General features: G+C 62.7%; 26 protein-coding genes. 12 read left to right on the top strand and 14 right to left on the bottom strand.

Annotated features, from left to right (window positions below):
• Nucleotides 1-5: 5 nt before the first annotated feature.
• A complete protein-coding gene (locus tag ACE3PR_RS12875) occupies nucleotides 6-1,589 on the bottom strand; it encodes a GMC family oxidoreductase (RefSeq protein ID WP_374372498.1) in 1,584 nt (527 codons plus the stop codon).
• Nucleotides 1,590-1,718: 129 nt separating this feature from the next.
• On the opposite strand from ACE3PR_RS12875, the gene ppaT reads away from it, so the two are divergent.
• Both ppaT and ACE3PR_RS12885 read left to right on the top strand, forming a co-directional pair.
• On the top strand, nucleotides 1,719-2,903 hold the full coding sequence (gene ppaT / locus ACE3PR_RS12880; RefSeq protein ID WP_374372500.1) for a pyridoxamine--pyruvate transaminase: 1,185 nt from the start codon (nucleotides 1,719-1,721) through the stop codon (nucleotides 2,901-2,903).
• A gap of 45 nt (nucleotides 2,904-2,948) precedes the next feature.
• Nucleotides 2,949-3,689 (top strand): SDR family NAD(P)-dependent oxidoreductase, encoded by a 741-nt coding sequence (locus ACE3PR_RS12885; RefSeq protein WP_374372503.1) that lies wholly within the window; start codon nucleotides 2,949-2,951, stop codon nucleotides 3,687-3,689.
• A gap of 81 nt (nucleotides 3,690-3,770) precedes the next feature.
• On the opposite strand, the gene ACE3PR_RS12890 is transcribed toward ACE3PR_RS12885, so the two are convergent.
• The 10 genes from ACE3PR_RS12890 to ACE3PR_RS12935 form a co-directional block, all read right to left on the bottom strand.
• Nucleotides 3,771-4,577: an N-acyl homoserine lactonase family protein gene (locus ACE3PR_RS12890; protein ID WP_374372506.1), complete on the bottom strand. Its 807-nt coding sequence runs from the start codon at nucleotides 4,575-4,577 to the stop codon at nucleotides 3,771-3,773.
• 39 nt (nucleotides 4,578-4,616) lie between these two features.
• Nucleotides 4,617-5,552, bottom strand: coding sequence for an ABC transporter permease (locus tag ACE3PR_RS12895; RefSeq protein ID WP_374372508.1), 936 nt, complete (start codon nucleotides 5,550-5,552; stop codon nucleotides 4,617-4,619).
• A gap of 4 nt (nucleotides 5,553-5,556) precedes the next feature.
• Nucleotides 5,557-6,645, bottom strand: a complete 1,089-nt coding sequence (locus ACE3PR_RS12900; protein ID WP_374372510.1) for an ABC transporter permease — start codon at nucleotides 6,643-6,645, stop codon at nucleotides 5,557-5,559.
• The gene (locus ACE3PR_RS12905; RefSeq protein ID WP_374372513.1) at nucleotides 6,642-8,234 is read right to left on the bottom strand and encodes an ABC transporter ATP-binding protein; all 1,593 of its coding nucleotides are present in this window, start codon (nucleotides 8,232-8,234) and stop codon (nucleotides 6,642-6,644) included. Before ACE3PR_RS12905 ends, ACE3PR_RS12900 begins: the two co-directional genes overlap by 4 nt.
• A 74-nt stretch (nucleotides 8,235-8,308) precedes the next feature.
• Nucleotides 8,309-9,373, bottom strand: coding sequence for a BMP family protein (locus ACE3PR_RS12910; protein ID WP_374372515.1), 1,065 nt, complete (start codon nucleotides 9,371-9,373; stop codon nucleotides 8,309-8,311).
• 188 nt (nucleotides 9,374-9,561) lie between these two features.
• Nucleotides 9,562-10,476, bottom strand: coding sequence for a 5-formyl-3-hydroxy-2-methylpyridine 4-carboxylate 5-dehydrogenase (fhmpcd1, locus tag ACE3PR_RS12915; protein ID WP_374372517.1), 915 nt, complete (start codon nucleotides 10,474-10,476; stop codon nucleotides 9,562-9,564).
• An 89-nt stretch (nucleotides 10,477-10,565) separates the two neighbouring features.
• Complete coding sequence (locus ACE3PR_RS12920) at nucleotides 10,566-11,168, bottom strand: glutathione S-transferase family protein (RefSeq protein WP_374372520.1); 603 nt, start codon at nucleotides 11,166-11,168, stop codon at nucleotides 10,566-10,568.
• A gap of 74 nt (nucleotides 11,169-11,242) precedes the next feature.
• Nucleotides 11,243-11,623 (bottom strand): RidA family protein, encoded by a 381-nt coding sequence (locus tag ACE3PR_RS12925; protein WP_374372523.1) that lies wholly within the window; start codon nucleotides 11,621-11,623, stop codon nucleotides 11,243-11,245.
• Between the two features lie 17 nt (nucleotides 11,624-11,640).
• Complete coding sequence (locus ACE3PR_RS12930; RefSeq protein ID WP_374372525.1) at nucleotides 11,641-12,768, bottom strand: LVIVD repeat-containing protein; 1,128 nt, start codon at nucleotides 12,766-12,768, stop codon at nucleotides 11,641-11,643.
• A gap of 37 nt (nucleotides 12,769-12,805) precedes the next feature.
• Nucleotides 12,806-13,981, bottom strand: coding sequence for a cupin domain-containing protein (locus ACE3PR_RS12935; protein WP_374372528.1), 1,176 nt, complete (start codon nucleotides 13,979-13,981; stop codon nucleotides 12,806-12,808).
• Between the two features lie 287 nt (nucleotides 13,982-14,268).
• Between ACE3PR_RS12935 and ACE3PR_RS12940 the strand changes: the two genes are divergently transcribed.
• The 10 genes from ACE3PR_RS12940 (at nucleotide 14,269) to ACE3PR_RS12985 (ending at nucleotide 23,953) form a co-directional block, all read left to right on the top strand.
• Nucleotides 14,269-15,039 (top strand): FadR/GntR family transcriptional regulator, encoded by a 771-nt coding sequence (locus ACE3PR_RS12940; RefSeq protein ID WP_374372531.1) that lies wholly within the window; start codon nucleotides 14,269-14,271, stop codon nucleotides 15,037-15,039.
• Between the two features lie 229 nt (nucleotides 15,040-15,268).
• The gene (locus ACE3PR_RS12945) at nucleotides 15,269-16,159 is read left to right on the top strand and encodes an ABC transporter ATP-binding protein (protein ID WP_374372534.1); all 891 of its coding nucleotides are present in this window, start codon (nucleotides 15,269-15,271) and stop codon (nucleotides 16,157-16,159) included.
• Nucleotides 16,156-16,941: an ABC transporter permease gene (locus ACE3PR_RS12950; protein WP_374372538.1), complete on the top strand. Its 786-nt coding sequence runs from the start codon at nucleotides 16,156-16,158 to the stop codon at nucleotides 16,939-16,941. Before ACE3PR_RS12945 ends, ACE3PR_RS12950 begins: the two co-directional genes overlap by 4 nt.
• A 37-nt stretch (nucleotides 16,942-16,978) precedes the next feature.
• Nucleotides 16,979-17,989 (top strand): ABC transporter substrate-binding protein, encoded by a 1,011-nt coding sequence (locus ACE3PR_RS12955; RefSeq protein WP_374372541.1) that lies wholly within the window; start codon nucleotides 16,979-16,981, stop codon nucleotides 17,987-17,989.
• A gap of 102 nt (nucleotides 17,990-18,091) precedes the next feature.
• On the top strand, nucleotides 18,092-19,714 hold the full coding sequence (locus ACE3PR_RS12960; RefSeq protein WP_374372543.1) for a GMC family oxidoreductase: 1,623 nt from the start codon (nucleotides 18,092-18,094) through the stop codon (nucleotides 19,712-19,714).
• A gap of 173 nt (nucleotides 19,715-19,887) precedes the next feature.
• Nucleotides 19,888-20,346: an Rrf2 family transcriptional regulator gene (locus ACE3PR_RS12965; protein ID WP_374372546.1), complete on the top strand. Its 459-nt coding sequence runs from the start codon at nucleotides 19,888-19,890 to the stop codon at nucleotides 20,344-20,346.
• Between the two features lie 44 nt (nucleotides 20,347-20,390).
• Nucleotides 20,391-21,440 carry a sulfate/molybdate ABC transporter ATP-binding protein gene (locus ACE3PR_RS12970; protein WP_374372548.1) on the top strand — a complete coding sequence of 350 codons (1,050 nt, stop codon included), beginning with the start codon at nucleotides 20,391-20,393 and terminating at the stop codon, nucleotides 21,438-21,440.
• Between the two features lie 14 nt (nucleotides 21,441-21,454).
• Nucleotides 21,455-22,273, top strand: coding sequence for a sulfite exporter TauE/SafE family protein (locus ACE3PR_RS12975; protein WP_374372550.1), 819 nt, complete (start codon nucleotides 21,455-21,457; stop codon nucleotides 22,271-22,273).
• 11 nt (nucleotides 22,274-22,284) lie between these two features.
• The gene (locus ACE3PR_RS12980) at nucleotides 22,285-23,190 is read left to right on the top strand and encodes a Gfo/Idh/MocA family protein (protein ID WP_374372552.1); all 906 of its coding nucleotides are present in this window, start codon (nucleotides 22,285-22,287) and stop codon (nucleotides 23,188-23,190) included.
• A 13-nt stretch (nucleotides 23,191-23,203) separates the two neighbouring features.
• On the top strand, nucleotides 23,204-23,953 hold the full coding sequence (locus ACE3PR_RS12985) for an SDR family NAD(P)-dependent oxidoreductase (RefSeq protein WP_374372554.1): 750 nt from the start codon (nucleotides 23,204-23,206) through the stop codon (nucleotides 23,951-23,953).
• Nucleotides 23,954-23,971: 18 nt separating this feature from the next.
• Here the strand turns inward: ACE3PR_RS12985 and ureG are convergent, their stop codons facing one another.
• The 3 genes from ureG to ACE3PR_RS13000 are packed head-to-tail and all read right to left on the bottom strand — an operon-like array spanning nucleotide 23,972 to nucleotide 25,873.
• On the bottom strand, nucleotides 23,972-24,643 hold the full coding sequence (gene ureG, locus ACE3PR_RS12990) for an urease accessory protein UreG (RefSeq protein WP_374372557.1): 672 nt from the start codon (nucleotides 24,641-24,643) through the stop codon (nucleotides 23,972-23,974).
• Nucleotides 24,640-25,368, bottom strand: a complete 729-nt coding sequence (locus ACE3PR_RS12995; RefSeq protein WP_374372559.1) for an urease accessory protein UreF — start codon at nucleotides 25,366-25,368, stop codon at nucleotides 24,640-24,642. Before ACE3PR_RS12995 ends, ureG begins: the two co-directional genes overlap by 4 nt.
• A complete protein-coding gene (locus ACE3PR_RS13000) occupies nucleotides 25,331-25,873 on the bottom strand; it encodes an urease accessory protein UreE (RefSeq protein WP_374372561.1) in 543 nt (180 codons plus the stop codon). The genes ACE3PR_RS12995 and ACE3PR_RS13000 overlap by 38 nt, the downstream gene beginning before the upstream one ends.

The following is a 25,873-nucleotide window of genomic DNA, read 5'->3' on the forward strand; positions in this document are numbered from 1 at the left end:
GCATGTCAAGCAAACGCCGCCTGCGATGCCGGCAGATGTGGCGCCAAGGGCGGCCGCCCTTTCAGAAGGTCGCTGAAGCGTTCCGCCATCGCGACGATCGCCGCGTTAACCGGGCCGGTCGTGATGCGGGGGATGATCGAAGCATCACAGATCGAAAGCCCCTCGATGCCGCGCAAAGCAAGCGAGGCATCCACGACGGCATCATCTCCCGCGCCCATGCGGCAGGTGCCGACCGGATGGTGATGGGTGAAGGCTGCCTTTTCCAGAAAGGCAAGCTTCTCGGCGCGGGATGCGAAGCCGGCGCCGGGCAGCAATTCAGCCGCCCGCCAATCGTCGAGCGCGCGTGCCGACCCCACGGAACGGGCGGCATCAAGGGCATCGAGATAGACCTCCCGATCATAGGCTTCGGCGAGATAATTGGGATCCAGCAGCGGCGCCACACGCGGATCCGCTGAGGCAAGACGCAGACTGCCGCGGCTCCTGGGATGGGTGAAGCCGAACATCAGGGTATAGGCCTCGCCCAGGGGTGGTGCCGAAAACTGCTCGGTCACCACGGGGGCGACGACACAGGCCAGCACCATTTCCGGCGCTGTCGCGGCGGAGGCGCCGTCGCGGTGGAGATACATGAGCGATTCCGAATTCTGATAGCGCGATGACGGAACCGGATGGCGCGACCGATAGACATTGCCGCCGGAAAGCAGATGGTCGTGGAGGTTCCTGCCGACACCGGGAAGATCGAGCCGGACATCCAGGCCGAGCGCCTGCAAATCCTCGGCTGGACCAATCCCGGAGCGTAGCAGCAGGAGCGGCGAACCGATGGCACCTGCGGCGAGAATTACCCGGTCGGCGCCGAATTCGGTGACGCCGCTCCCGGTGGCGGCGCGCAAACCTGTGCAGCGCGCGCCTTCGATCTTGAGCGAGAGGACGTCGATCCCGGTCAGGACCTGCAGGTTCGGGCGCGCCAGAGCCGGCGCGAGATAGGCATCGGCGATGGTCTGGCGCTTGCCGTCCTTGATGGTGAGGGTGTTGAGGCAGGGACCGCACATCCGCGCCCCGTTGTGATCGTCAGTCGGCTGCCAGCCGCGCTCGGCACCCGCCGCCATATAAGCGAGCGTTACCGGACTGGGCTGGGTCGGACGGATGAGGTGCAAAGGGCCGTTGCCGCCGTGATAGGCATTGGCACCCGGCGTATAGGTCTCGGATTTCAGGAAATAGGGGAAGAGATCGGCAAAACCCCAGCCCTTGCAGCCGGAAGCCGCCCAGTTATCGAAATCGCTGGGATGGCCGCGCACATGGGCCATGGCATTGATCGCAGTCGAGCCGCCAATGACCCGGCCGCGCGGCCAATCATGAATACGGCCGGCGGTGTGGCGCTGCGGCACGGTCCGATAGCCCCAATCCACGTCGCTCCCCTGGAGAAGGGGCCATTTCGCCGGCTCGGCGATCAGGGGGTTGGTGGCGGCACCCCCCGCCTCGATGAGGCCCACCCGCAATCCCGCCATTTCGCTGAGGCGTCCGGCCAGAACCGCGCCGGCGGTTCCTGAACCAATAATCAGGACGTCGAACCAATTATCGGGAGAATGTGCCATGGGATGCGAACCAATCAGCCTGAGACCAGCAATAGTATTTTCACTTTCCGGGCCGTCAGTCTATCATTCAATGCATCATTAGGCGGGCGAAACGCCGCTGCGAACCAAATCGGGGGAGGCCGAACCAAAATGCCGTCGAGACCCAATATCAAGGAACCTGTGATCACCCTGTCGGCCGGACCAGTGGCCGCCTATCCGCGCATCCTGCAAGCCCTGTCGCGCCCAATCCAGTACGATTACGACCTCTATTTCCAGCAATTCTATGAAGATGTGGCGCGGAAATGCGCCAAGGCGCTGCGCGTGAGCCAGCCAGCCCTCATTCTTCATTGCGAGCCGGCGCCGGGGATCGAGGCGACGGCGGCTTCGCTGATCGGGCCCAATGACGTGGTGCTGAACCTCGCTTCCGGCGTCTACGGCAAGGGTTTCGGCTATTGGTCGGCGCGCTATCACAAGGAAATGGTCGAGATCGAAGTTCCCTTCAACGAATCGATCCCGCCGGAAGCCGTGGCCGAGGCCTTCAAGAAGCGTCCGGACATCAAAGTCGTGTCCCTGGTCCATCACGACACACCATCCGGCACCATCAACCCGGCCCGCGAGATCGGCAAAATCGTGCGCGACAATGACGCGCTGCTGATCGTCGATGCCGTCTCTTCTTTCGGTGGCATGGATATCCATCCCGAGGATTGTTTTGCCGACGTCTTCATCACCGGCCCCGGCAAATGCCTGGGCGGCGCACCGGGTTTGACCGTCATGGCGGTGAGCGAGCGGGCCTGGAAGCATATCGAGGCCAATCCGAAGGCGCCCTTCGCGTCGGCCCTCAGCCTCAAGGATTGGAAGGATGCCTGGAGCAAGGACAAGCCCTTCCCCTTCACGCCGTCGGTCGCGGAGGTAAACGGCCTTGACGCGGCACTTGACCAATATCTCGATGAGGGTCCGGAGAAAGTCTGGCACCGCCATGCCTTGACCGCGGCCGCCACGCGCGCCGGGCTGAAGGCGATGGGCTTGCCGCTCTGGGCCAAGAGCGAGGCAATCGCCTCGCCCACCTGCACCGCCGTCCGGGTGCCGGAGGGCATCAAGGATTCCGACATTATCTCGGCGGCGCGGTCAGAATACGGTGTCGTCTTCTCGACCGGGCGCAACGATACCAAGGGGAAGCTCATCCGGATCGGTCATATGGGTCCGGTTGCGGAGCCGATCTATGCGGTGGTGGCACTCACGGCTTTCGGCGGCGCCCTGCGCAAGCTCGGTCGCAAGGTCGATATCGGCGCCGGAATCGAGGCGGCGACCGCGGTGATCGCCGCCGGCAGGGCCTGATCGTTCAAAAAAATCCAGACACAAGACCAAACAAGGGAGCTTTTTATGCGGAGATTTGAAGGGCGCGTGGCCGTCGTGAGCGGTGCTGCGCAGGGCATGGGCAAGGCCGTCGCACTGCGCCTCGGCAAAGAGGGGGCGACCGTGATCGCCGCCGATATCAACGGCGCCGGTGCCGAGGCAACCGCCAAGGAAATCGGGGGCGCCTCCTTCGGCCAGCAGGTCGATATCGGCGATCCCGATTCGGTCTCGAAGCTGTTCGAGGCGGTGGCGAAGAAAGCCGGCAAGCTCGATGTGCTGGTGAATGTGGCCGCCATCGTGCCCTTCGTGAAATGGGACGAGCTCACTTTCGAGGAATGGCGCCGTGTCGCCCGCGTCAATTACGACGGGCTCTATCTGATGTGCCGCGCCGGTTCCGATTTGATGCGCAAGAACGGCTATGGCCGCATCGTCAATTTCGGCTCGAACAGCATGCTCGCCGGCACGCCCAACATGGCGCATTACGTCGCCTCGAAAGGCGGCGTGCTGGCTTTCGGGCGCGCCCTTGCCACAGAACTTGGTGGCTACAAGATCACGGTCAATACGGTGATGCCGGGCTTGGTCGATACCGAGGGTGTGCAGCAGACACCGCACAAGGATGCTTTCGGCTTCGTCGACATGCTGCAGGCGATCAAGGGCAAGGGCACGCCCGGCGATATCGTTCCGGCGGTGGCCTTCCTCGCTTCCGAGGAAGCGCATTGGATCACCGGCCAGGCGCTCAATGTCGATGCCGGCATGGTGCGTTACTAGATTTTTGAATCCCAGAGGAGACTAAGGGCCCGCATCCATCCGGATACGGGCCCCTTTTTTTGACCAGATTTCGCCCGTGGCTCAGGAGTAGAAATTGGCGCCGGTCTGGTAGTTCTTGAAGCTTTCGAGATCGTGCGAATAGAACAGCTCGGCGTCATGCTTCTCCGCCAGGGCCTTCAAACGCTTCATCGAATTGAGGCTCGCCGTCGGATCGAGATGGAAGCTGGAGATGCACATCATGTCCATGTTCTTCTGGCTGTAGCACGCATCCGCGGTGAACAGCATCGGCCGCCGGTTCTTCAGCTCCACCATCAGGCTGTAATGCCCGGCCGTGTGACCCGGCGTCTCGAACAGCCACAGGCCCTTGGCAATTTCCTGGTCGCCGGTGAGGGTCTCGAATTTCGGCGTGAACATGTCGAGGGCGGGATCGGGCGGCAATTCGACACCCTTCCCCTTGGCGATGTCCGGCGCGAAGGTGAGGTCGGAATAACCCAGATGTTCAAAGGGCTGGCAATTGGCGCTCTGCTCCAGTTCCTTGGTGTGGCAGATGGTGCAGGCTTCGTGGAGATGCTTGTTCCCGCCGCAATGATCGAAGTGATAGTGGGAATTGATCACATAATTGATGTCGCTGGTCTTCAACCCCACCTTGGCGAGCTGGCCGGGGATCTTCTGGCTCTCGTCCTGGATCGGTTTTTCGAAGGGCAGGACGCGCATGACATGATCGAAATCGTAGCCGGTATCGAACATGTAGCGGCCATCCTTGTGCTCGATCAGCACCGAATAGCAGGGAAAGCGCAACTCGCCGCTGGGACCGCGATTCCAGAAGGCATGGAATCCGTCGATCACCAAGGTGCCACCATCCAGCAGATAAACTTTTGTGTCGGACATCGTCGAACCTCCCTTGAATCAATCCTGTCTAGGTAGTCGTTACCGATCGCCCCGCACATAGGGCAGGCCCAGAGCCGGCGGCAGCACGCTGTGCCGGGCAAAGATGACCAGAACCAGCATCACCATGGCAAAGGGCAGCATCTGCACCACGTCGGTCGGAATATCGATTCCGGCCACCTGAAGCGCCGTGGTCATGGTCAGGCTGACACCGAACAGGATGGCGCCCAGCAGGACCCAGACCGGGCGGCCACGCGCCAGCATGGCCAGCACGATGCCGATGAAGCCGGCACCGCCGGTCATGAAGGGCACGAAGATGCCGGCACCGACATTGGCCATATAGGCGCCACCCACACCCGCAAGGAATCCAGTGGCGAGCACCGCGATGGTCCGCGTCTTCACCACATCGATGCCGGCGGCATCGAGAGCTGCCGGCTTGTTGCCGGCCGCTTCCAGATTGAGGCCGAAATAGGTGTTGCGGAAAGCCCAGCCGAGAACCGCGACGAGGAGGAGCGCTAGATAGACCATCGCATTATGGCTGAAGAGGCCGGGCCCGATCACGGGGATACTGGCGAGGCCGGGTATATCGAGAATGGGTGCCGCCGACAGGCGCGGATAGGTGCGGCTGAACTGGATGTGATGCAATAGCGCCGTCAGCCCTTCGATGCCGAGCGTCACGGCGATGCCGATCACGATCTGGTTGAGGCCAAAGCGGATGCAGAGCAGCATCACCAGCGCCGCGACCGCCACGCCGCCAAGACCCCCCGCGACGAAGCCGATGCCGAAGGATTGCGTGTAATAGGCCGCGACGAAGCCGGCATAGGCACCGAACAGCATCATGCCTTCGATGCCGATATTGAGGATACCCGCCTTTTCCGAGATCTGTTCGCCGAGGCCGGCCAGCAGCAGCGGAATGCCCGCCGTCACCGCGCCGAACAGCAAGGCTGTGAGAAAGGGCTGTGTCAGCAATCCATCCATGATCTCAGACTCCTGCCCGCTTGCGCCGCTGATGATCGAGATATTCGACCAAAGCGAGGAAGATCAGCAAGAGGGCCACCAGCACTAACACGAAATCATTGGGGACACCCACGCGGCGCGCGGCACTCTCGCCGCCGATCATCAGCGCCGAGAAGAACAGGGTGAAGCCGATGACGGCATAGCCGTTGAACCGCGCCAGGAACACGATCGGCACCACCAGCAGGCCGAAGGCCGGATTCCAATCCGCCCGCACCGTGCCCCAGACACCCAGGATTTCGACCGAGCCGCCCAGGCCGATGAGGCCGGCACTGATGGCGAAGGTGGCGATGGTGAGCCAGCCCACTTTGAGGCCGGCATGGATGGCGGCGGCGGGATTGGCACCCACCACCTGCAGCTTCAGGCCGAAAGCGGTGCGCGTCATCATGATGTGGACTAGGATGACCGTGAGGATCGCAATCACCACACCGCTATGGACGGTGGTATCGAACAAACGCGGCAGGCGATCCGCGACGGCGAGGTCTCGGGTCTGCGGCACGGTCGTGTTGGGATCGCGGAAGAAGAGCTTCACCAGGACGTTTGCAAAACTGACCCCGAGAAAACTCATCATCAGCGAGGTGATGATTTCGTTGATGCCGTAGCGTGCCTTCAGAATGGCCGGGATCAGGGACCAGGCTGCCGCGACGATGACCGAGACCACCATGCAGATCAGCAGGGTGAGGAGATGCGGCAGGGTGCCGATCAACGCTGGGGCCAGTGCCGCGGTGATGACCGCCGCCAGCAGGAATTGGCCATCGGAACCCAAATTCCAGATGCCGGCCCGAAAGGCAACAATGAGACCGGCGCCGATCAGCAACAGCGGCGCCATGCGCGTCAGCGTTTCCTGGAACCCGCCCCAGGTGAGGAGGCCGCGACGGACGACGAAGCCATAATAATCGAGCGGGTTCTTGCCGAGCAGCAGCAGGATAATGCCACCCATGACGAGGGCGGCGAAGACCGGCACGAGGACGCGCAGGATTGCCGCCTGAATCTCGCGCAGCCTTTCCTGCCGCAGCAGATCGGCTTCGGCGGGACTTGTTTCAAAACCGGCGCTCATGCCGCCTCCACGCCCGTCATCAGCAAGCCAACCTTTCGTTCGACATCCGGTCCGTTTTCGACGATGCCGGCAAGACGCCCCTGATACATGACGCCGATCCGGTCACTGACCTTGATCAACTCGTCGAGATCGGTCGAGATCACGACGATCGCCATGCCCTGATCGGCACTGGTCACGATGCGGTCATGGGCGATACGGGTGTTTTGAAGATCGAGGCCATAGGTAGGTTTGTTGAAGATCGCCACCTTGGCATCGCTGTTGATCTCGCGCGCCAGCAGCACCTTCTGGATATTGCCGCCCGACAATTTGGCGACCGGCGTCTTTTCCGACGGCGTGCGGATGTCGTTGCGGCCGATCTGATCGCGGGCATGATCGTGGATGCCGGCCCAATCGCTCCAGCCGCGCCGCCAATACGGCTCGCGGCCGATTTCCTTCAGGACGAGATTGGTGGCGACCGAGAAAATGCCGACCGTTCCCTCGCCGAGGCGCTCATCAGTCACATAGCGGACGCCGTGCCGGCGCCGCTCCGGGACACCATCGCCTGTTATGTCCTGGCCGGCGAGATCGATGCGCCCGGCACTGACGGAACGCTGTCCGGCCAGGACCTCGGCCAGATGTTTCTGGCCGTTGCCGTCGACCCCCGCGATCCCCAACACCTCGCCGGGCCAAAGATCGAAGCTGACATCGCGCAGCGGACATTCGCCGCGGCCTGCGAGCGTTGCAAGATTGTGCGCGGTCAGGCGCGGGGCGATAGCGCGATCGACGTTGCGCAAATGCCGGTCGCGCCCCACCAATGTCTCGGCCTCGCGGCTGTGGTCACCCGCATTGCCGAACATCATGTCGATGACGGCATCGGTGGTCTCGGCTTCGCTCATGGCCGCCAGGCGCTCCGGCGGAATATCGCCGACGACGCGCCCCAGGCGCAGGACCGAAATGCGGTCGCCGAATTCATAGGCCTCGAGGAGCTTGTGGGTGATGAGGATGATCGCAACACCCTTGTCGCGGAGGCGCCGGATCACCTCGCCCAGATCCTTCACTCCTTGCGGCGTCAGCATCGAGGTGGGTTCGTCGAGAATGAGCACCTTCTCGCCGCGCCACAGCGCGCGCATGATCTCGACCTGCTGCTGTTCGCCCAGCGACAGCCGGCCGACCACCGCGTCCGGGTCGATATCGACACCCAGCAAGGCGGATAATTCCTGGAACCTGGCAAGAGCCGGTGCGCGGTTGAGGCGGCGCCACCAGCCGGCACCCAGCATCAAATTCTCGATCACCGTGAGGCTCGGTACCAGCAACACATGCTGGAACACGGTGCCGATGCCGTATTCCAGGCTCTCGCGCGGCGAACCGATCTTCACGGCCCGGCCATCGATCAGGATTTCGCCCTCGTCCGGCTGCTGCATGCCGGCGAGAATGCCGATCAGAGTCGACTTGCCGGCACCGTTCTCGCCAAGGAGGACATGCACTTCGCCCGCGCGGAAGGCCAGCGAGACGCGGTCATTGGCGAGCACGCCGGGGAATCTCTTGGTCACATTGCTGACGGCAACCACGGGGGCCAAGGCGCCGCCATCCGTCACGGGGAAATCGGTCATCTGGTTACTCAGCGATGGGCCACGCCAGCCTTGCGGCGCGGCGTGGCCCGTTCACATGATCGCTTTTGGCGATTTTACTGCTGCGGTGCGTCGGTGACCGAGCTCATCAGCGCGCGGACATCCTTCGCATCCCAGACCGGCTCGATCTTCAGGCTGCCGTCGATGATCTGCTTCTTGACCGCCTCGACATCGGCCCAAGCCGCATCCGAACCGTTTGCGGTCTTCAGAAGCTGCACGGAATCGTCCTTGAGCTGGATCGAATAGCCATGCGTGCCGAAGGTATCGCCTTTCAGATCCTCGACCATGGCCGAATAGACCGGCACCAGGTTCCAGACCACCGAGGAGAGGAGGCTCGTCGCATCCTTCATCGAGGTCTTGTCGCCGATCACGTCGATGAACCAGACCTCACCGCCGCTGGTCGACTTGCTGGTCTCGGTTGCCTGCAACATGCCGAAGCTGGCGCCGTCGCCCTGGCCGAAGATCACGTCGGCACCGGCGGCGATCACCTGTTCGCTGACGCGGCGGCCCCCGGCGACATCGGCATAAGCGGCCGGGCCGATCACGGCATAGAGAATCTTCATGGCCGGATCAGTGGCCTTGACGCCCTGCGCGAAGGCCGCCGATTGCGAGTTCCATGAGGGCGGTTCGCCGGAAACGACGATGCCGACCGTCTTGGTTTCGGAGGTTTTCGCGGCGAGCACGCCCGCGAGATAGGCACCTTCATGGCCGCTGAGGGTGTAATCGGCGACGGCGCCCGGCTTGTTCGCATCCGGGCGGTCGACGATCGCGACCGCGACGTTCTTCTCGGCGCCGACTTCCGGTGCCGCCGTGTTGTAGCCGCTGGCATGGGCGATGATCAGGCTGGCGCCTTCATCGGCCACTTCGCGCAATTGCGGATGCACGTCGCCGTAACCGAGACCGGTGGCCGGAATGAATTCCAGGCCATACTTTTCGGCAACGGCCTTGGCCGCGTCGAAGCCCTGCTGGTTCCAGCCGAAATCGGTGGGCTCTTCCGGGGTCAGCACGGCGATTGACTTGACGTCGGCGGCAATGGCACCGCCGGCAATGGCAAATACGCTGGTCATCATGGCGGCCGCAAGTACCGTGCGGGCCGAATGCCGTCTCGAAAACTTAATCATAGCGAAGCCTCCTGCTCTTCGTAAATTTGTGCCTGTTTGGTCGTTCTGTTCGTCGCTGCTTGTCGCAACTGACTTTGTTCTTTTCGGCCAGAATGGTAACGCCGCGCTGCTGGCCCCAGATTGTGCGGGTAAAACTTGCTTGGCTCAACGATCAGCTTTTTTGCCGACCGTTCTTCCCTCCTTGTTGGTCATGCTTCCAATGCCTTGCGGACCGCCACCAGCTTGCGGGCGCGTTCGTCGCGCAGGGCCGCGATCTGTTCCGGCGTGTAGTCGAAGATGCCGCCGCCCGATTTCATGCCGAGGCGGCCACGATCGACGCGTTCGGTGACATAGGCCGCGACGTCGCTGCGGTCGCACAATTCCTTGTTGAGATAGGAGCCGACCGCCCGGTAGATGTCGAGCCCCGCCATGTCGAGGAGCGCCATCGGCCCCACCACCGAGAGCTTGTAACCGATGCCCCAGGAGACGCAGGTATCGAGATCGACGGGATCGATGACGCCCTGCTCCACCAGATCGACGCATTCGCGCATGACCGAATAGAGCACGCGGTTCTCGACGAAACCCGGCACATCCTTCTTGATGATCACGGGCAGATGGCCGATGCGGCGCACGAAGGCGGTCATCCAATCGACCGTTGCCTTGGCTGTCTCGGTGCCGGCGATGACCTCGATCATCGGGATGATATGGGGCGGGTTCGACCAATGCATGCCGATGATCCGCCCCGGATTTTTCATGCCGGCCTGGATCTCGGTAATGGGAATGCCGGAGGTGTCGGAAGCGATGATGGCATCGTCGGCCACAAAGCCTGTGATCGCGGTGAAGACCGCGCGCTTTACATCCAGTTTTTCCGACACGTTCTCAATGACGAGATCGGCGCCGGCGACGCAATCCTCAAGGCTGTCGGCGATGCATGTGCTGCCGCCGGCGGTCACTGCGACACCGAGGCTCTCGAGCACGCGGCCAGCGAGATCGAAGCCCAGCGGGGCCTTCTCCCGCTGATCGGCGCTCGCATCGAAAGCGGTCACGGCAATACCGGCACGCGCCAGGGTCGCGGCGATGCCGGGTCCCATGGTGCCCAAGCCGATGACGGCTGCCTTGGTCATAACGCCCCCAGATATTGTTCCAGCTCTACCCTGTCTCTAGCTCTGTTGTGATGGGCGGTCTTGTCGCCGCCTTTCACGTGTCGCGACGATCAGCCGACGGCCTTCTTGAAGGCCGGCCGCGCGGTCACCTTGTCGCGCCAGGCGCGCAGGCCGTCGAGGCCCGGCAGATCGACCGGGAAATCGAGGCAGCGATGCACGATCGGCGCGAGGCAGATATCAGCGAGCGAGAAATTCTGTCCGGCGAGGAAAGGGCGGGCGGCCGTGCCCTTAGCAAGGATATCGAGCTGCGCCTTCAATTCCTTGGCATCGGCATCCCAGCTAGCGCCACGCTCGGCTGCAGGCTTCTTCGCTTCCTTGAAGATCGCGACATAGGGGCCATTGAGCGAGGCCAGCAGCCAATCCATCCAGCGTTCGACTTCGCTGCGCGCGGCGGGGTCGGCGGGATAAAGGGCGGCACCGTTATATTTCGAGGCGAGATAGCGCAGGATCGTGTTCGATTCCCAGATCACGGTGTCGCCATCGATCAGCGTCGGCACCTTGCCATTGGGATTGAGGCCGAGATAGGTGGCGTCCTGGGTATTGTTGAACTGGCGGCCGTAATCCTCGCGTTGATAGGGAGCGCCCAGCTCTTCCAGCAGGAACAGAACCTTCTGCACATTGCCCGAGGTGGCACGACCGAGAACTCGCAACATCTTCCATCTCCCTGTCGACGCAGAGCCTTCGCCCTGCATTCTTGTTTCTCTCAAATCCTCAGCGCAATCTTGCTTCAGCGCTTCGGCTTATAGGCAACCGCATCCATCTCGATCTTGCATTCGATCACCGCCCGGGCCTCGACCGTCGTGCGCGAAATGCGCCCTTCCGGAAAGTACTCGGCGAAGACCCGATTGTAGCGGCCGAAATTGCGCGCGTCTTCGAGATAGACGGTCACTTTTACGACATCGCTGAGATCGGCGCCATCGAGTGCGAGAATGCGCTTGATCGATTCAATCGTCCAGCGCGTCTCTTCCTCGATATTGCCTGCACACATGTTGCCGTTCTCGTCCTTGGCAACTTGTCCCGATACAAAGATGAAATCGCCGGCACGAACCGCCGGATGAAACGGCAAATTCGGATTCTTCTTGCCGATGGTGGTGATTTCTTCGCTCATTTCTTCCTCCGCCCCGCTCAAAGAACCGAGGTTTCGATGATGTCGACGCCGCGCTGGCGGTCAATCAGATAGCAGATGCCGCGATCGTCGATGGTAACGTCATTGGATGATGACAATTCGAATCCCTTGGGCGGATCGGGTTCGTAGAAGGCGATCTCACGCGGGGCGAAGGGATCGGCGATATCGAGGATACGCAGGCCCTGGGCGAACCAGGCAAAGGGAATGGTGGTTCCCTTGAAACGCTCCGAGGGTTGGTGGCAACCCATCATCGGCGGCTGCGGCGACCCGTCCTTGTCGATGCCCTCGACCTGGAAAGTCGAGATCGGAATCGGGCAATGCTCGTTGGTGATGTCGTAGATCCAGGTGAAGGCCGGGGCCGCCGGCCACAATTTGGCGACATCCTCGTCCGCCACCACCATCACGCGCCGGCCCTTCAGGGTTTCCGGAATCGGCAGGCAGGTATGGGTGGGATGCGGAAAGGTCGGCGAGGTATTGACCGCCGAGATCAGCTTGGGCTTCGTCATGTCCTCGATGTCGAGGATGAAGAAGCCGTGATGCCAATAGCTGACATAGAGGCGATCACCCCGGCGCATGGGGTGATGGCAGCGTGGCGGCGTCCAATTGTCCCAGGGATAATCCTCGCCGCCAGCCTTCCACTGGCCGGGGATCCACCAGCGGCCAACTTCCTCGGGCTTCTCCGGATTGTGGAGATCGAGGATCATCGCGATATTGCCGACATAACCCTCGGCCGTCGGCGAGATATAGGCATAACGACCGTCGAAATCGTAGCGGTGCACGCCCTTGCCATGGGTGCGCCATTTCGAAATGAGGCGCGGATTGGCCGGCTTCGAAACGTCATAGATACCGAGGCCGCCGCCGAATTCGGCATCGCCCTCCATGCCCTGGCGCTCGTGATTCACGATCATGATGCCGTTGGACACACGGACCTTGTGCGAATGCCAGCCCACAGGCATGTCGATACGCGCCAGCGTCTTCGGATTCCGGGGATCCGAGATGTCGACGATGGTCGTGCCCGTCGGCTGCCGCATATGGCCGATATAGAGGATATTGCCGTCGACCCAGACCTGCCCGCCACCGGGACAGTCGATGTTGGCCAACAGTTTCGTGTTCTTTGCGCGTGCCATGAATGCCGTCTGATATGATGATTGAAATGCAGGCTCGTCAGGCGAGCTTCACGATGTCGCCGTTCTGATTTTTGCCATGCTTTTGATAGAAGGCGAGGGCTTTCAGCGCCGGCTCGTCGCTGGCGACGAAGAGGATCGCGGGATCCTTGGCCGAGGTATTGACGTGCTGGCACCAACTGCCGCCCGGCACCGCCACGGTGTCGAAACGGTCCCAGGCAATGGTCTTGTCGTTGACGATGCTATGCCCCTGGCCCTCGAAGGGCGAGACCACCAGGCTGGCACTCTGTTTCAAGGGCAAAGTGCGCTCGCCCGGTCGCAGCATCTGCATGAAGAAGGTGATGGTCTTGAAGACCGGCAAGCCGTTGGTGGGATCGACATACTCGATCATCAAGGCTTCGTAGGGATCGCCATCCCAATCACGGAATTTCTCAAGCGCCTCGCGCATCATGTCGTAGCGATAGACATACATCGGTGACGCGGCTCCCGCCCCGCGGTGATGCGAGACGAAGCGCGGCATCAAGCCGCCATGGCCATAGACCATCTGCGAGTAAGTAGGCGGAAAACGCTCGGATTGCATCTTGCGCGCGACCCGCTTGCCCTCTTCTTCCTCGGTATAGTCGTGCTCGAAATACATCGAGTTCATGGTTTCGGCGAGCGGCAGATCGAGAACGCTCAAATTGATCGCGTTATCGTCGCCCTTGTTGCCGTGATTGTGCCAGGTATCGTGCGGTGTCAGCACCAGATCGCCCGGGCCGAAACTGATGTTCTCGCCCTCGACGCCGGTGAAGTTCTGCTTGCCGGTGAGACCGAGGCGAATTGCATTGGGTGAATGCCGGTGCGGCGGCATGATTTCGCGCGGGTCGTTGAGGCGGTAGGCCACATACATGTTGGTGGTGGTGGCGCGCTTGGGCGCCAAGCCCGGATTGACCAGGACCAGCGAGCGGCGCTCGGAGCTCTCCGTCGTGATCAGTTCGGCCGAGCGGTAAAGCAAGGGTTCGATCTCGGTCTTGTACTTCCAGGAGAACGGGATCGCCTTGCGGGTATCCATGACCTGACGGTCTTCGTCGTGCTTCACGCTGCGATCGACCACCCAATAACCGGCCATGTTCGCTTTCGCGACATCGGCGTGCAGTTGATCGAGGGCCGCCTGCAGATTGCTGCCATCCAGTTGTAGGCCCGAATTTCCGCCAGCCTTGTTGCCTTGCGCCGCCATGTTAACCCCTCCGCTGTTCGCGTGAGATCGGGATCCGGGGGGGCATCGCCCGCCGAACCAATCTCAGATTGGTTCGCCTCGATTGGCGTATTCGTTGGCCGTAACGTAACCATTTCTTCCCGCCAGCGTCAACGGGGCAGCCGCTTCCGGCGAAATTGGTGCGGCGATTGTCGCAAGGAGCGGTTCATGATAGTAATTGTTCGATTATTGGTCACACACGAATCGAACCAGACATTTGCCGACAACCCAATCGGGAGCGGCACTGGATCGAATCACTGGGATTGAGCATGGAGCGCGTAGACCCGACTCTCAACAAGCTGCGGCGGTTGATCGCCAAGGGCGATTTCGACGACGACACCCGCATGCCGCCGGAACGGACACTGGCGGAAGAGCTTGGCGTCGGCCGGCGCTCCTTGCGGCGTGCCCTCGACATTCTTGAGCAAGAAGGCCACATTTCGCGTCATCAAGGCCGCGGTACTTTCGTCAACCGGCAGAAGAACGGCGGCAATGGCGCCTTCATCGCGGCCGGCCTGATCGCGGGCGGCGAACGCGCCAGCCACGATGCCCTGGCCGAACGGGTCGCCAATGCCGGCATCGATCATATTCTCGACCACACCAATCCGCTGGAAGTGATCGAAGTGCGCCTCGCGATTGAGCCGGTTATGGCGCGCCTGGCAGCATTTCGCGCTTCCCAGGCCGAAATCAATCGCCTGCAGATTTTGGCCGAGGACACCCGCGCCGCCGCGGACACGGCTGCCTATCAGGAGGCCGATGCCCGCTTCCATCGAACCATCGCCGAGGTCGCCCGCAATTCCCTGTTCCTCGCGGTCTTCGATACGCTCCATGCCAGCCAGCGCAATACCGGATGGCAGCGTTTGGGCGAGAATGCCAATTGCTACAAGCGGCAATCTGTCTATGCCGATTTCCATCACGAGATCGCGGCAGCCATCGCTGCCCGCCAGGGCGAACGCGCGCAGGAGCTGATGCATCAGCATCTGAGCGACGTGCAGCGCTATATCTTCCAGCACGCCTTTCCCGCCGGAACGGCACAGCAATAACCTTCGTAGCTTCGGATACGCCGCGCAGGCGCTGATTCCAGCGATGGGACGCGCGCGCCTAAAATAGGATCGCGAGTGCTGCCGGCTGTGCCTTGCGGCCTAATGGTTCGCATGTTACAGAATTGGTCTACAGGCGCACCAAGACGCCGCACCAATGAACAGCAAGGCCACGAACCATGTCCCCCTGGATCACCCTGGCTGCGGCCAAATCGATGCCGCGCGGACGGCTATGATGGTTTCGGCTCCCCAGGCTGCGCCTGACGTTCCGGCCGATGCCCCCCATCGAAATGGTGTATCGGGGCCCGAGATCCTGATCGCAGCCGAGGAACTCTCCATCGGTTATCCCGGCGCCCAGGCCGGACCAATCGGAACCAATGTAGTCGAGCATGTCAATCTGACTGTTCCGCGGGGGGCTATCGTCTCGCTGATCGGGCCGTCGGGCTGCGGCAAGAGCACCCTTTTGAAGGCGATCGCCGGGTTGGTAGCACCCACCGGCGGGCGACTCACCATCGGCGGCAACGCCCCGGCAGAGGCCGCGCGCCGCCGTCAGATCGGCATGGTGCTGCAGGATGCCACGCTGCTGCCCTGGAAGACGGCCCTCGACAATGCCGGCTTCCTGCTGTCGCTGGCGGAACCGCAACTGGGCCGCCAGGAAATTCGCAGCCGCGCCCAGGAAAATTTGCGGCTGGTCGGCCTGGAGAATGCCGCGAGCAAGCTGCCACGCCAGCTTTCCGGAGGCATGCGCCAGCGCGTGGCGATCGCCCGCGCCTTGACGCTGTCGCCAGACCTGCTGCTGCTTGACGAGCCCTTCGGGGCGCTGGACGCCATCACCCGCGAGGAAATGAGCTATCTCCTCCTCGACATCTGGGAACGCACCGGCAAGACCGTGGTACTCGTCACCCATTCCATCGACGAGGCGGTATTGTTGAGCAGCGATGTCCACGTCATGGGCGCGCGGCCGGCGCGCATCATTGAGAAGGTTACCGTGCCGCTGCCTTACCCACGTAACCAACGCAGTTTCAGCGACGTCCGCTTCCGCGAGACCGAATCGATCCTGCGCGAGCATCTGCTGGCGAGCCATGGCCGGGCCGATTCGCCGCAAGAAGGAGCGGCAGGATGAATCGCTCTGGAAGACGCGCCTTCATCAATTCGCTCCCCAGCCTTGCGCTCGGCATCCTGCTGCTGCTCGCCTGGGAGGCCGCCATCTGGGCGTTCGATGTCTCGGCCTTTGTCGTGCCGCCGCCCTCCAGCATCGCCGCCTCGCTGGTTGAGAATGCGAGCATCCTCGGCGGCGCCACCCTGATCACCGCCCACGAGATACTGGTCGGCTTCGCTCTGGCGACCTTGTGCGGGATCGTCCTCGCGCTGCTGATCGTGCGCTTCCGACTGCTTGGTCAGGCGCTCTATCCGATCGTCGTTTTGTTCCAGACCGTGCCCAAGGTAGCGCTGGCGCCGATTTTCATCCTGTGGTTCGGCTACGATCTTGCGCCAAAGGTGGTCTTGATCGTGGTCATCGCCTTCTTCCCCGTCACCCTGGGCATGCTCGGTGGCCTGCAATCGGTCGAACCCGGCCTCATCTCGTTGATGCGTTCGGTCGGTGCCAGAGACAACGACATCCTGCTGCGAGTGCGGATTCCAAACGCCCTCCCTCACCTCATGGCCGGCATGAAGATCGCCATCACGTTGAGCGTGATCGGCGCCATCGTCGGTGAGTTCGCCGGTGCCTCCGCCGGTCTCGGCTATACCATCCAGTTCGCCTCGACCCAGCTCGATACCCCGCTGGTATTCGCAGCACTGATTGTCGTCTCGGTCGTCGGCGTCGCCTTTTATTACGCGATCGAGGTCCTGGAGCGCGCGATCACGCCCTGGTCGCCGCGTTTCGACCCGGCACAACAGCACTGACAACCCAGGAACAACCCAGAAGAGCAAGGAGACGAGCATGAAGTTACGAAACGTGATTTCCGGCGGCCTGTTGCTGATCGCCGCAACGGCGGCGGTGGTCATCGGCCCACGGCAGAGCCGGGCGGAAGACGACGTGTCCGTTCAGCTCGACTGGGTGGTGCGCGGCAATCACGCGATGTTCTTCGTTGCCCAGGAAAAGGGCTACTTCAAAGAGAACGGCATCAACGTCACGTCGATCCAGAAGGGCACCGGCACGCCGGACGCCCTGCGCCTGGTCGCCAACGGCAATGCCGAATTCGGCTTTGGCGATTTGCCGACGCTGGCGGTATCGCGGTCTCAGGGCCTGCCCGTCGTGGCGATCGCAGCGGTGAACCAGCATAGCCCACTGGCGATGATCTCGCTGGTCAAGCACAAGCCGCTCAGCAAGCCGGCGGATTTGAAGGGCCTCAATATCGGCATCCATCCCGCCGGCTCGACCTATGTCTTCTTCAAGGCGCTGCTGGCCGCCAACGGCATGACCGAGGCGGATGTCACCAAGAGCACCGTCTCGCCGCCCTATGAGAATTATCTGCTGCTCAAGCGGGTTGACGCCGTACCGGGCTATATCGATGCCGAGGTGCCGGAACTGGAAGCCAAGGCCGGTGGCAAGGGCTCGCTCAGCATCATGCTCGGCGCCGATTTCGGCTATCAGGTCTATGGCTCGGGGGTCTTCACCTCGGAAAAGATCGCCGAGGAGAACCCCGATCTCGCCAAGCGATTCATGGCGGCCTATCTGCGGGCCTTCGCCGATGTGATCGCCGATCCGGCGGCGGCGGCGGCGATCGTGGCCAAAGCCTTGCCGGAATATGCCGAGAAGCAAAGCGTGCTGGTCGAACAGATCGAGGCCGACATCGCCTCGACCTTCAACAGCGACGATACCAAGGCAGGCGGGCTAGGCATCATGACCGAGGCGAAGTGGCAGGCGACCCTCGACACGCTGCAACAGCAGGGCTTGCTGAAGGCGCCGGTCGCGGTGAAGGATGTCTATACCGACGCCTTCCTGAAATAGGGCGTCGCGACAAAAATCCGGTGCCGGTCTGAGCCGGCACCGGATTGTGCAGCAAGATGGGTGAAGGCCGCCCAAGGGTGGCCCGTTGGGGGCGGTGGCAAGATGCAAGGCGAGAAAACCTACGATTACGTCATCGTCGGCGCGGGTTCGGCGGGCTGCGTGTTGGCCAACCGCCTGACCGAGGACGGCAACGCCTCCGCCCTGATCCTGGAGGCCGGCGATTGGGACCGCGATCCCTGGATCCATATTCCGCTCGGCTGGGGCAAGATCCTGCAGAAGCGCCTGCATGACTGGATGTATTTCTGCGAGCCGGAACCCAGCGTTGGCGGCCGCGCCGTGGAATGCGCCCGCGGCAAGGTGGTGGGCGGCTGTTCCTCCACCAATGCCATGGCCTATGTGCGCGGCAATCGCGGCGATTTCGACCGCTGGGCCGCATCGGGCCTGACCGGCTGGTCGTTCGACAACGCCCTGCCCTATTTCCGCAAGCAGGAGACCTGGGAGGGGGGCACCGATGCTTATCGCGGCGGCGACGGCCCCATGGGCACCCAGTTCTGCCATTATCAGGATCCGCTCCTGGATGGATTTGCCGAGGCCGGCAAACGTGTCGGCCATGCCTGGACCGAGGATTACAACGGCGCGCAGCAGGAAGGTTTCGGCCGCCTGCAGATGAGCATTCGCAACGGCCGTCGCTCAAGCTGCGCCACCGCTTACCTGAAGCCGGCCCGTCAGCGCCGCGAACTCACGATCGAAGTCCGCGCGCTCGCGACGAAGATCGTCATGGATGGCAATCGCGCCGTCGGTATCGAGTTCATCCAGGATGGCAAGAAGCGCGTCGTACATGCGGAACGTGAAGTAATTCTGGCGGGCGGTGTCATCAACTCGCCGCAGCTTCTAACACTCTCGGGCATCGGTGATCCGGAGGAGTTGAAGCGCCTCGATATTCCCACCCGCATCGGCTTGCCGGGCGTCGGGCGCAATCTCCAGGACCATGTCTCGGTGATCCTGATGTATCACCGCAAGGAACCCGGCCCCTTCATCAAGATGATGCGCTATGACCGCATCGCCCGCGAACTCGGCAAGGCTTATTTCTTCGGCAAGGGTTTCGCGGCGGACGTACCTGGCGGCATCACCGCGTTTCTCAAAAGCCGCGACGACCTTGCCTTGCCGGACATCCAGTTCCTGCTGACGGCAGCACCTTTGGGCGCATGGCCTTACATGAAACCCTTCAAGCAGCCCTTCAAGGACGGCTTTGCCTGCCGGATCGTGATGCTGCATCCGGAAAGCCGGGGCAGCGTGACCCTGCGTTCGCAGGACCCCGCCGAGCATCCGCGCATCCTGCAGCGATTCATGTCGGTCGAGGCCGATTGGGCGTCCTTGCGCGCCGGCGTGCGCCTCGCGCGGGAAGTCGCGGCACAGCCCTCGATGCGGCCTTTCATCGAGCGCGAATTTTTCCCCGGCGGCGAGAAGAATACCGATGCGGATATCGACGATCATATCCGCAAGACCTCGATCACCGTGCATCACCCGCTCGGTACCTGCAAAATGGGCATCGACAGCGATCCGATGGCCGTGGTCGACCCGGAATTGCGCGTGCGCGGGGCCGAGGGGCTGCGCGTGATCGATGCCTCGGTCATGCCGGACATGCTCACCGGCAATATCAACGCCGCCGTGGTGATGATCGCCGAACGCGCCGCCGACCTCATGCGGGGCCGGCGAACCAATTGAGGTTCATGCGTCAGGGCGCTTGGCGGTGAAATTTCCTGGCATGGCTTTCCCGGCTCGACTAATCTCCCGGCCTCGGGTTGAGAGCCCTTCATGCCACCACGATATCGGCTCCTCAGATACTTGACATTTCAGGGACAAAGCATATTCTCTAGTTACCCTATAGAGATTTGAGTATGCTGTCCCAAAAAGCCAAATATGCCATGCGGGCGCTGATCTATCTGGCCAAGGCCCGCGACAACCGATCCGACACCGAACCCGTGGGCATCGCCGAAATCGCGGCGAAGCAGGCCGTGCCGCGGAAATTCCTGGAACTCATCCTGCTGGAGCTGAAGCGTCACGGTCTGGTGCAGAGCTACCGGGGCAAGCATGGCGGCTATGCCCTGGCCAAGGCCCCGGAAGGTATTTATTTCGGCGACGTCATCCGTCTGATTGACGGGCCGCTGGCGCAACTGCCTTGCGCCAGCCTTACCGCCTATCGCCGTTGCAGCGATTGCGAGGACGAGGCGACCTGTGCCATCCGGCATGTGCTGAAACAAGTGCGCGACGCCTCGTCAGGCATTCTCGACCGCACCAGTCTTTCCGATGTGCTCGACGGCCGCTCCGGCGGCATGCTGATGGGCGATGGCATCTAGTCATCGCCCTCTGCGGCACCACCCCATCCGATAGGGAGGTCCTCGTGACCCTGCAAATTCAAGGCATCGCCAAACGTTTCGGTAGCTTCGCCGCTCTGGACGGGGTCGATCTCAATATCGAGAAGGGCGAATTCGTGGCCTTGCTCGGTCCCTCGGGCTCCGGCAAAACCACCTTGCTGCGCATCCTCGCCGGGCTGGAGCAGCAGGATAGCGGTCAGGTCCTGTTCAACGATCTCGACATGACCGGGCGGAAGTTGCGCGAGCGGCAGGTCGGCTTCGTGTTCCAGCATTACGCGCTGTTCCGGCATATGAGTGTGGCCGACAACGTTGCCTTCGGCCTCAATGTGCGGCCGCGCGGCCAGCGCCCGGAAAAAACCGAGATCAGGCGGCGCGTCGATGAATTGCTGCATCTGGTGCAATTGGAGAATCTCGGCGATCGGTTCCCGAGCCAGCTTTCCGGCGGCCAGCGCCAGCGTGTCGCCCTCGCCCGCGCCCTCGCGATCGAGCCCTCGGTCCTGTTGCTCGACGAACCCTTCGGCGCACTCGATGCCAAGGTGCGCAAGGATCTCCGGCGCTGGCTGCGGCGGCTCCACGACACGATGCAATTGACCAGCGTTTTCGTGACCCATGACCAGGAGGAAGCCCTCGAGCTGGCCGACAAGGTGGTCGTGATGAATCGCGGCCGCATCGAGCAGGTGGGCACGCCGGAAGAGGTCTATCATCGTCCCGGCACGTCCTTCGTCTACGAATTCCTGGGCGGCGCCAACCGCGTTCCCTGCGCGGTCCAGGACGGTGTCGTCAAGGTGGCGGGAACGGCGATCACGATTCCAGCGGCCCGTCCGTTGATGGACGGCGCGGGTATCGCCTATGTCCGCCCGGAAGAAATCAGCCTGGGCAGCGCGGAAGCGCCCGGCGTGCCGGCGATCGTGCAGCAGATTTTCCGCGCCAGCGCCTTGCCCCGCGTCGAGGTGCAATTGCTGGATTCACCCATTTCGCTCGATGTTGCCTTGCCCCCGGAAGTCGCGGATGCGATGCTGCAGAAAGGCCAGCGTGTCTCGTTGCGCTTCCAGAAATTCGACGTTCTTCCGGCTTAGGCGACATTCCAAATATGATGTTCAGTGATCAGGTCTGGCTGCTGGCCGGCATTCTTGCTTTGGCCGGCTGCTTCTCCGGCTTTCTTGCCGGCTTGCTCGGCGTCGGCGGCGGTATCGTTGTCGTGCCGGCCCTCTTCCACGTTCTCGGCGCCTTCGACGTGCCGCTCGATCTCCGCATGCATATCGCGATCGGCACCTCGCTGGGCTCGATCATCCCCACCTCGATCATTTCCCTGCGCGCGCACAACAAGCGCAAGGCGGTCGACTGGCCGTTGCTGAAGGAATGGGCGCCATGGGTTGCGGTCGGCGTGGTGATCGGTTCCGTCCTTGCCAGCATGGCGCGGGGCGCGACACTCACCGCGATCTTCGCGGTCATGGCCCTCATTATCGCCTGCTATCTCGCCTTCGCACGCAGCGATTATCACATTTCGAAATCGCTCCCCCGGACACCTCTGCGGCAGATCATCTGCATGGCGATCGGCGGGTTCTCCGCCATGATGGGGATCGGTGGCGGCAGCTTCACCGTGCCCACCCTCACCCTCTGCTCCTATCCGATCCGCCGCGCCGTCGGCACGGCTTCCGCCATCGGCCTGATCATCGCCGTTCCAGGTGCCGTCAGCTTTGTCGTGACCGGCTGGGGAATGGCCGGCCTGCCGACGGCGTCGCTGGGCTATGTCAACCTGCTGGCGGTGGCGGCCCTGGTGCCGAGCAGCCTGATTTTTGCCCCGCTGGGCGCCAAGGTGGCACATACTGTCTCCGGCGGCATCCTGCGCAAATTCTTTGCGCTCTTCCTGCTGGCAACCTCGCTGCGGATGTTCTACTCGCTCGCCTGAAAGAGACCTCTATGCAGACCTATCGCGTCGGATTGATCGGCCTTGGCGTCATGGGCCAGGAAATGGCGGCGCAATTGGCGGCGCATCCGCGCTTCCGCGTCGCCGCCGGTTTCGATCCGGCGCGTCCCTCGGTGCCCTTCCCCTTGATGGACAGTGCCCTGGCCGTCATCCGGAATCCGGAGATCGACGCCATCTATATCGCGACACCACCCAAGTCGCACGAAGCCATCATGCGATTGGTGGTGGCCGCGGGAAAGCCGGTCCTTTGTGAAAAACCCCTGGCACATAGCGTCACCTCGGCCCGCCATTGCCGCGACCTGGCCGCCGAGGCGCGCATCCAGTCAGCGGTCAATTTTCACTTCGCGACGCGTGATGCCGCCGTGCGGATGGGGCGCGTGATCGCCAGCGGCGATCTGGGCGAGATCCAATCCATCAAATTGCGGGCGCGCTTTGCGCAATGGCCGCGCTCCTGGCAGGCCGCAGCCGGCAACTGGCTGGCGGAGCCGCAGGAAGGCGGCTTCACCCGCGAAGTCGTGTCGCATTACATCTTCCTCGCCAATCGTCTGTTCGGCCCGGGCCGGCTGCGCAACGCCGACATCATCCGCGGCAGCAAGGGGATCGAGACCAGTCTCAAGGCCGAGATCGCCCATGGCCCGATCACCTTCACCATCGATGCCGCCATCGGCGGCGACCGCGACGACGATATCCGCTTTGCCGTTACCGGCAGCAAGGGCGAGATCGCCATCGTCGATTGGCGGCAGTTGGACTATGCCGGCGATGCCGGCCCGGCTTTGCCGGATTCGGCGCCGCTCGATGCCCTCGCTGAGATGCTGGATGGCAAGCCAACCGAGTTGGCGACGCTGGACGAAGGCTACCAGGTTGTGGAACTGATCGAGCAGATGCTGGATCGGCGCTAGGGGGAAAGATTTCATGGCATTCGATTTCAAGAAGAGCCGCGTTATCGTCACCGGCGGCAGCCGCGGCATCGGCCGTGCCATCGCGACCGGTTTTGCCAAGGCCGGGGCCGCCGTGTCGATCTGTGCCCGGGGCGCCGATACGCTGGAAGAAACGCGGAAGGAATTGGCCGCTCTCGGTGGCAAAGTCCATGCCGCTACCTGCGATCTCGCGAACGGTGAGTCCGTTACCGCCTATATTGGCGACGCCGCCGCGGCTTTGGGCGGAATCGACATTTTCGTAAGCAATGCCTCCGGCATCGATGCCACTGACGATGCCTGGGCCGATTGCTTCAATGTCGATGTCATGTCGGCGGTACGCGGTATCGCCGCCGCCGAGCCCCATCTCGCGAAATCCGGAGCCGGTGCCGTCATCAGCATCTCCTCGATTTCGGCGATGATCCCTTCGCCGCATCAACCGGCTTATGCCGCTGCCAAGGCAGCCCTCATCCAGTTCACCACCTCGGAAGCCGTGCGCCTCGCCACCCGGAAGATCCGCGTCAATTGCGTGGCGCCGGGTTCGATCGATTTCCCGGGCGGCTATTGGGATCGCTGCCGCGTCGAACGGCCGGAGACCTATGCCGACGTGCGCGACGAAATTCCCTTCGGCCGCTATGGCACGCCTGAAGAGATCGCCAATGCGGTGCTGTTCCTGGCCTCGCCGCTCGCCTCCTGGATCACCGGGCAGACATTGGTGGTGGATGGTGGCCAGGTGCTGCGGCCCTGAGTTCAAGCGCGGGGGAACTCAAGCGCGGGCGAGCGCGCTCCAATCCTGCAGGTCCGGCAGCGTCGTCACGAAGCTCTCCTTGCGCCGGGGCAATCCCGCCAGTTCCAGAATGAGAGCGATGATCCGCTCGAGGCCGGTACCGTCGCGCATATTGGCAAAGACCACCGGCTTGGTGCCACGCTGCTGCGCCGCATCCCGCGCCATCAGATCGAGATCGGCATGGACCACGGGCGCCACGTCGATCTTGTTGATGACCAGAATGTCCGAGCGCGTGATGCCGGGCCCGCCCTTGCGCGGGATTTTGTCGCCGGCCGAGACGTCGATCACGTAGAGCGTGAGATCGGCGAGTTCCGGCGAAAAGGTGGCGGATAGATTGTCGCCGCCCGATTCCACGAACAGCAATTCAAGCTTGGGAAACTTGCCGATGAGATCGTCGACCGCGGCGAGATTGATCGAGGCGTCCTCGCGGATCGCGGTATGCGGGCACCCACCAGTCTCGACACCGGAGATGCGCGCCGATGGCAGGACCCCGGCACGGGTCAGGAAGGCGGCGTCCTCGCTGGTATAGATGTCATTGGTGATGACGGCGATGTCATAGGTTTCGCCGAGGCAACGGCAGAGCCGTTCGAGGAGAGCCGTCTTGCCGGAGCCGACGGGGCCACCGATGCCAATGCGGACGGGAAGAGTCATGAGCGGAACAACCTTGTGTATTGGGTTTCGTGTTTCATGCTGGTCCAATCGACGGCAAGCGCCGCCGCGCCGAGATTAGAAAAGTCTTCGCCCCGCAGGCGCACAACCTGACGCGCGATGAGTGGTTCCAACGCGGCCTGGGCGGCGATGCCGTCGCTTTGCCCGAGCGGAACGAGGCGGATGCCGGCCGAAATGAGATTGCCGGTGAAAGCCGTCAGATAGGCTTCCAGCACGGTTTCTTCGGCAAGCCCGGCCGCTTCCGTCAACACGGCGACAGCGATCGGATAGGTGACCGCCACGCCATCGGCGGCCAACGCCGTGACCGGCGCGGTCGCGGCCATTTCCGGCCAGCCATGGCGCACGGCTTTCAGAAAGGCCTGACCTTGCGCTGTCGCCTCCAAGGCCAGTTCGGCCGTGCCACGCAAGGCGGCGGCCCGGTGGGCAACGGCAAGCAGTTCGGGGACACTCCCAGCCTGTGCCGCGCGATGCGCTGCCAGCAACAGCATCCCGTCAACGCGTCCGGCGCCGAAGCGCAGGATCCCCTCAATCCACTGGCCAAGGCTGGCGCGATCCCGCACCAATCCCGCTTCGATCGCGAACTCGATGCCATGGGAATAGCTGAAACCACCCACCGGAAAGGCCGGCGACAGCCAAGTGAGCAGCCGCGTCGCCGCCCGGATGCCGGGTTCAGTGGTGATGATGTCCATGGCCATGTGCATGTGCATGATCGTGATCGTGGCCATCCGCCGCATGGCCATGATGATGGCCGTGGCCGGTGGCGACATGGCCGCCATAGGCGCCACCTTCCGGATGGAAGGGTGCCTCGACCAGGGTGAGCGTGGCGCCCAATCCCATCAGCATGTCGCGCAGCACCGCATCATTGACCAGGCGCAGGGTCGTCTGATCGACAATCTCGGCCGCGGTATGCCGGTTGCCGACATGCCAGGCGAGGCGCGCCAGATGCGCGGCGTCACGGCCACGCGCTTCCAGCAATTTCTCGGGTGCCGCGATCACGCGCACGAAATGGCCGTCGGTGAGTGCCAGACCATCACCATCGGCAAGACGCATCGGCTTCTCGAGATCGAGCAGAAAGGGCTTTCCCGCATCATCGACGAGGCGGATGCGGCGACGGCAGCGATCGGCATAGCTCAACGTCACCGTCGCCATCTGCCGATCGACCGGCCAGTGGCCAGCGGGGACACAGGTCTTCGCGTGAAGGAGCTCGGTCAT

Origin of the sequence: Dongia sp. (assembly GCF_041909655.1) — a bacterium.
Taxonomy (GTDB): Bacteria; Pseudomonadota; Alphaproteobacteria; order Dongiales; family Dongiaceae; genus Dongia.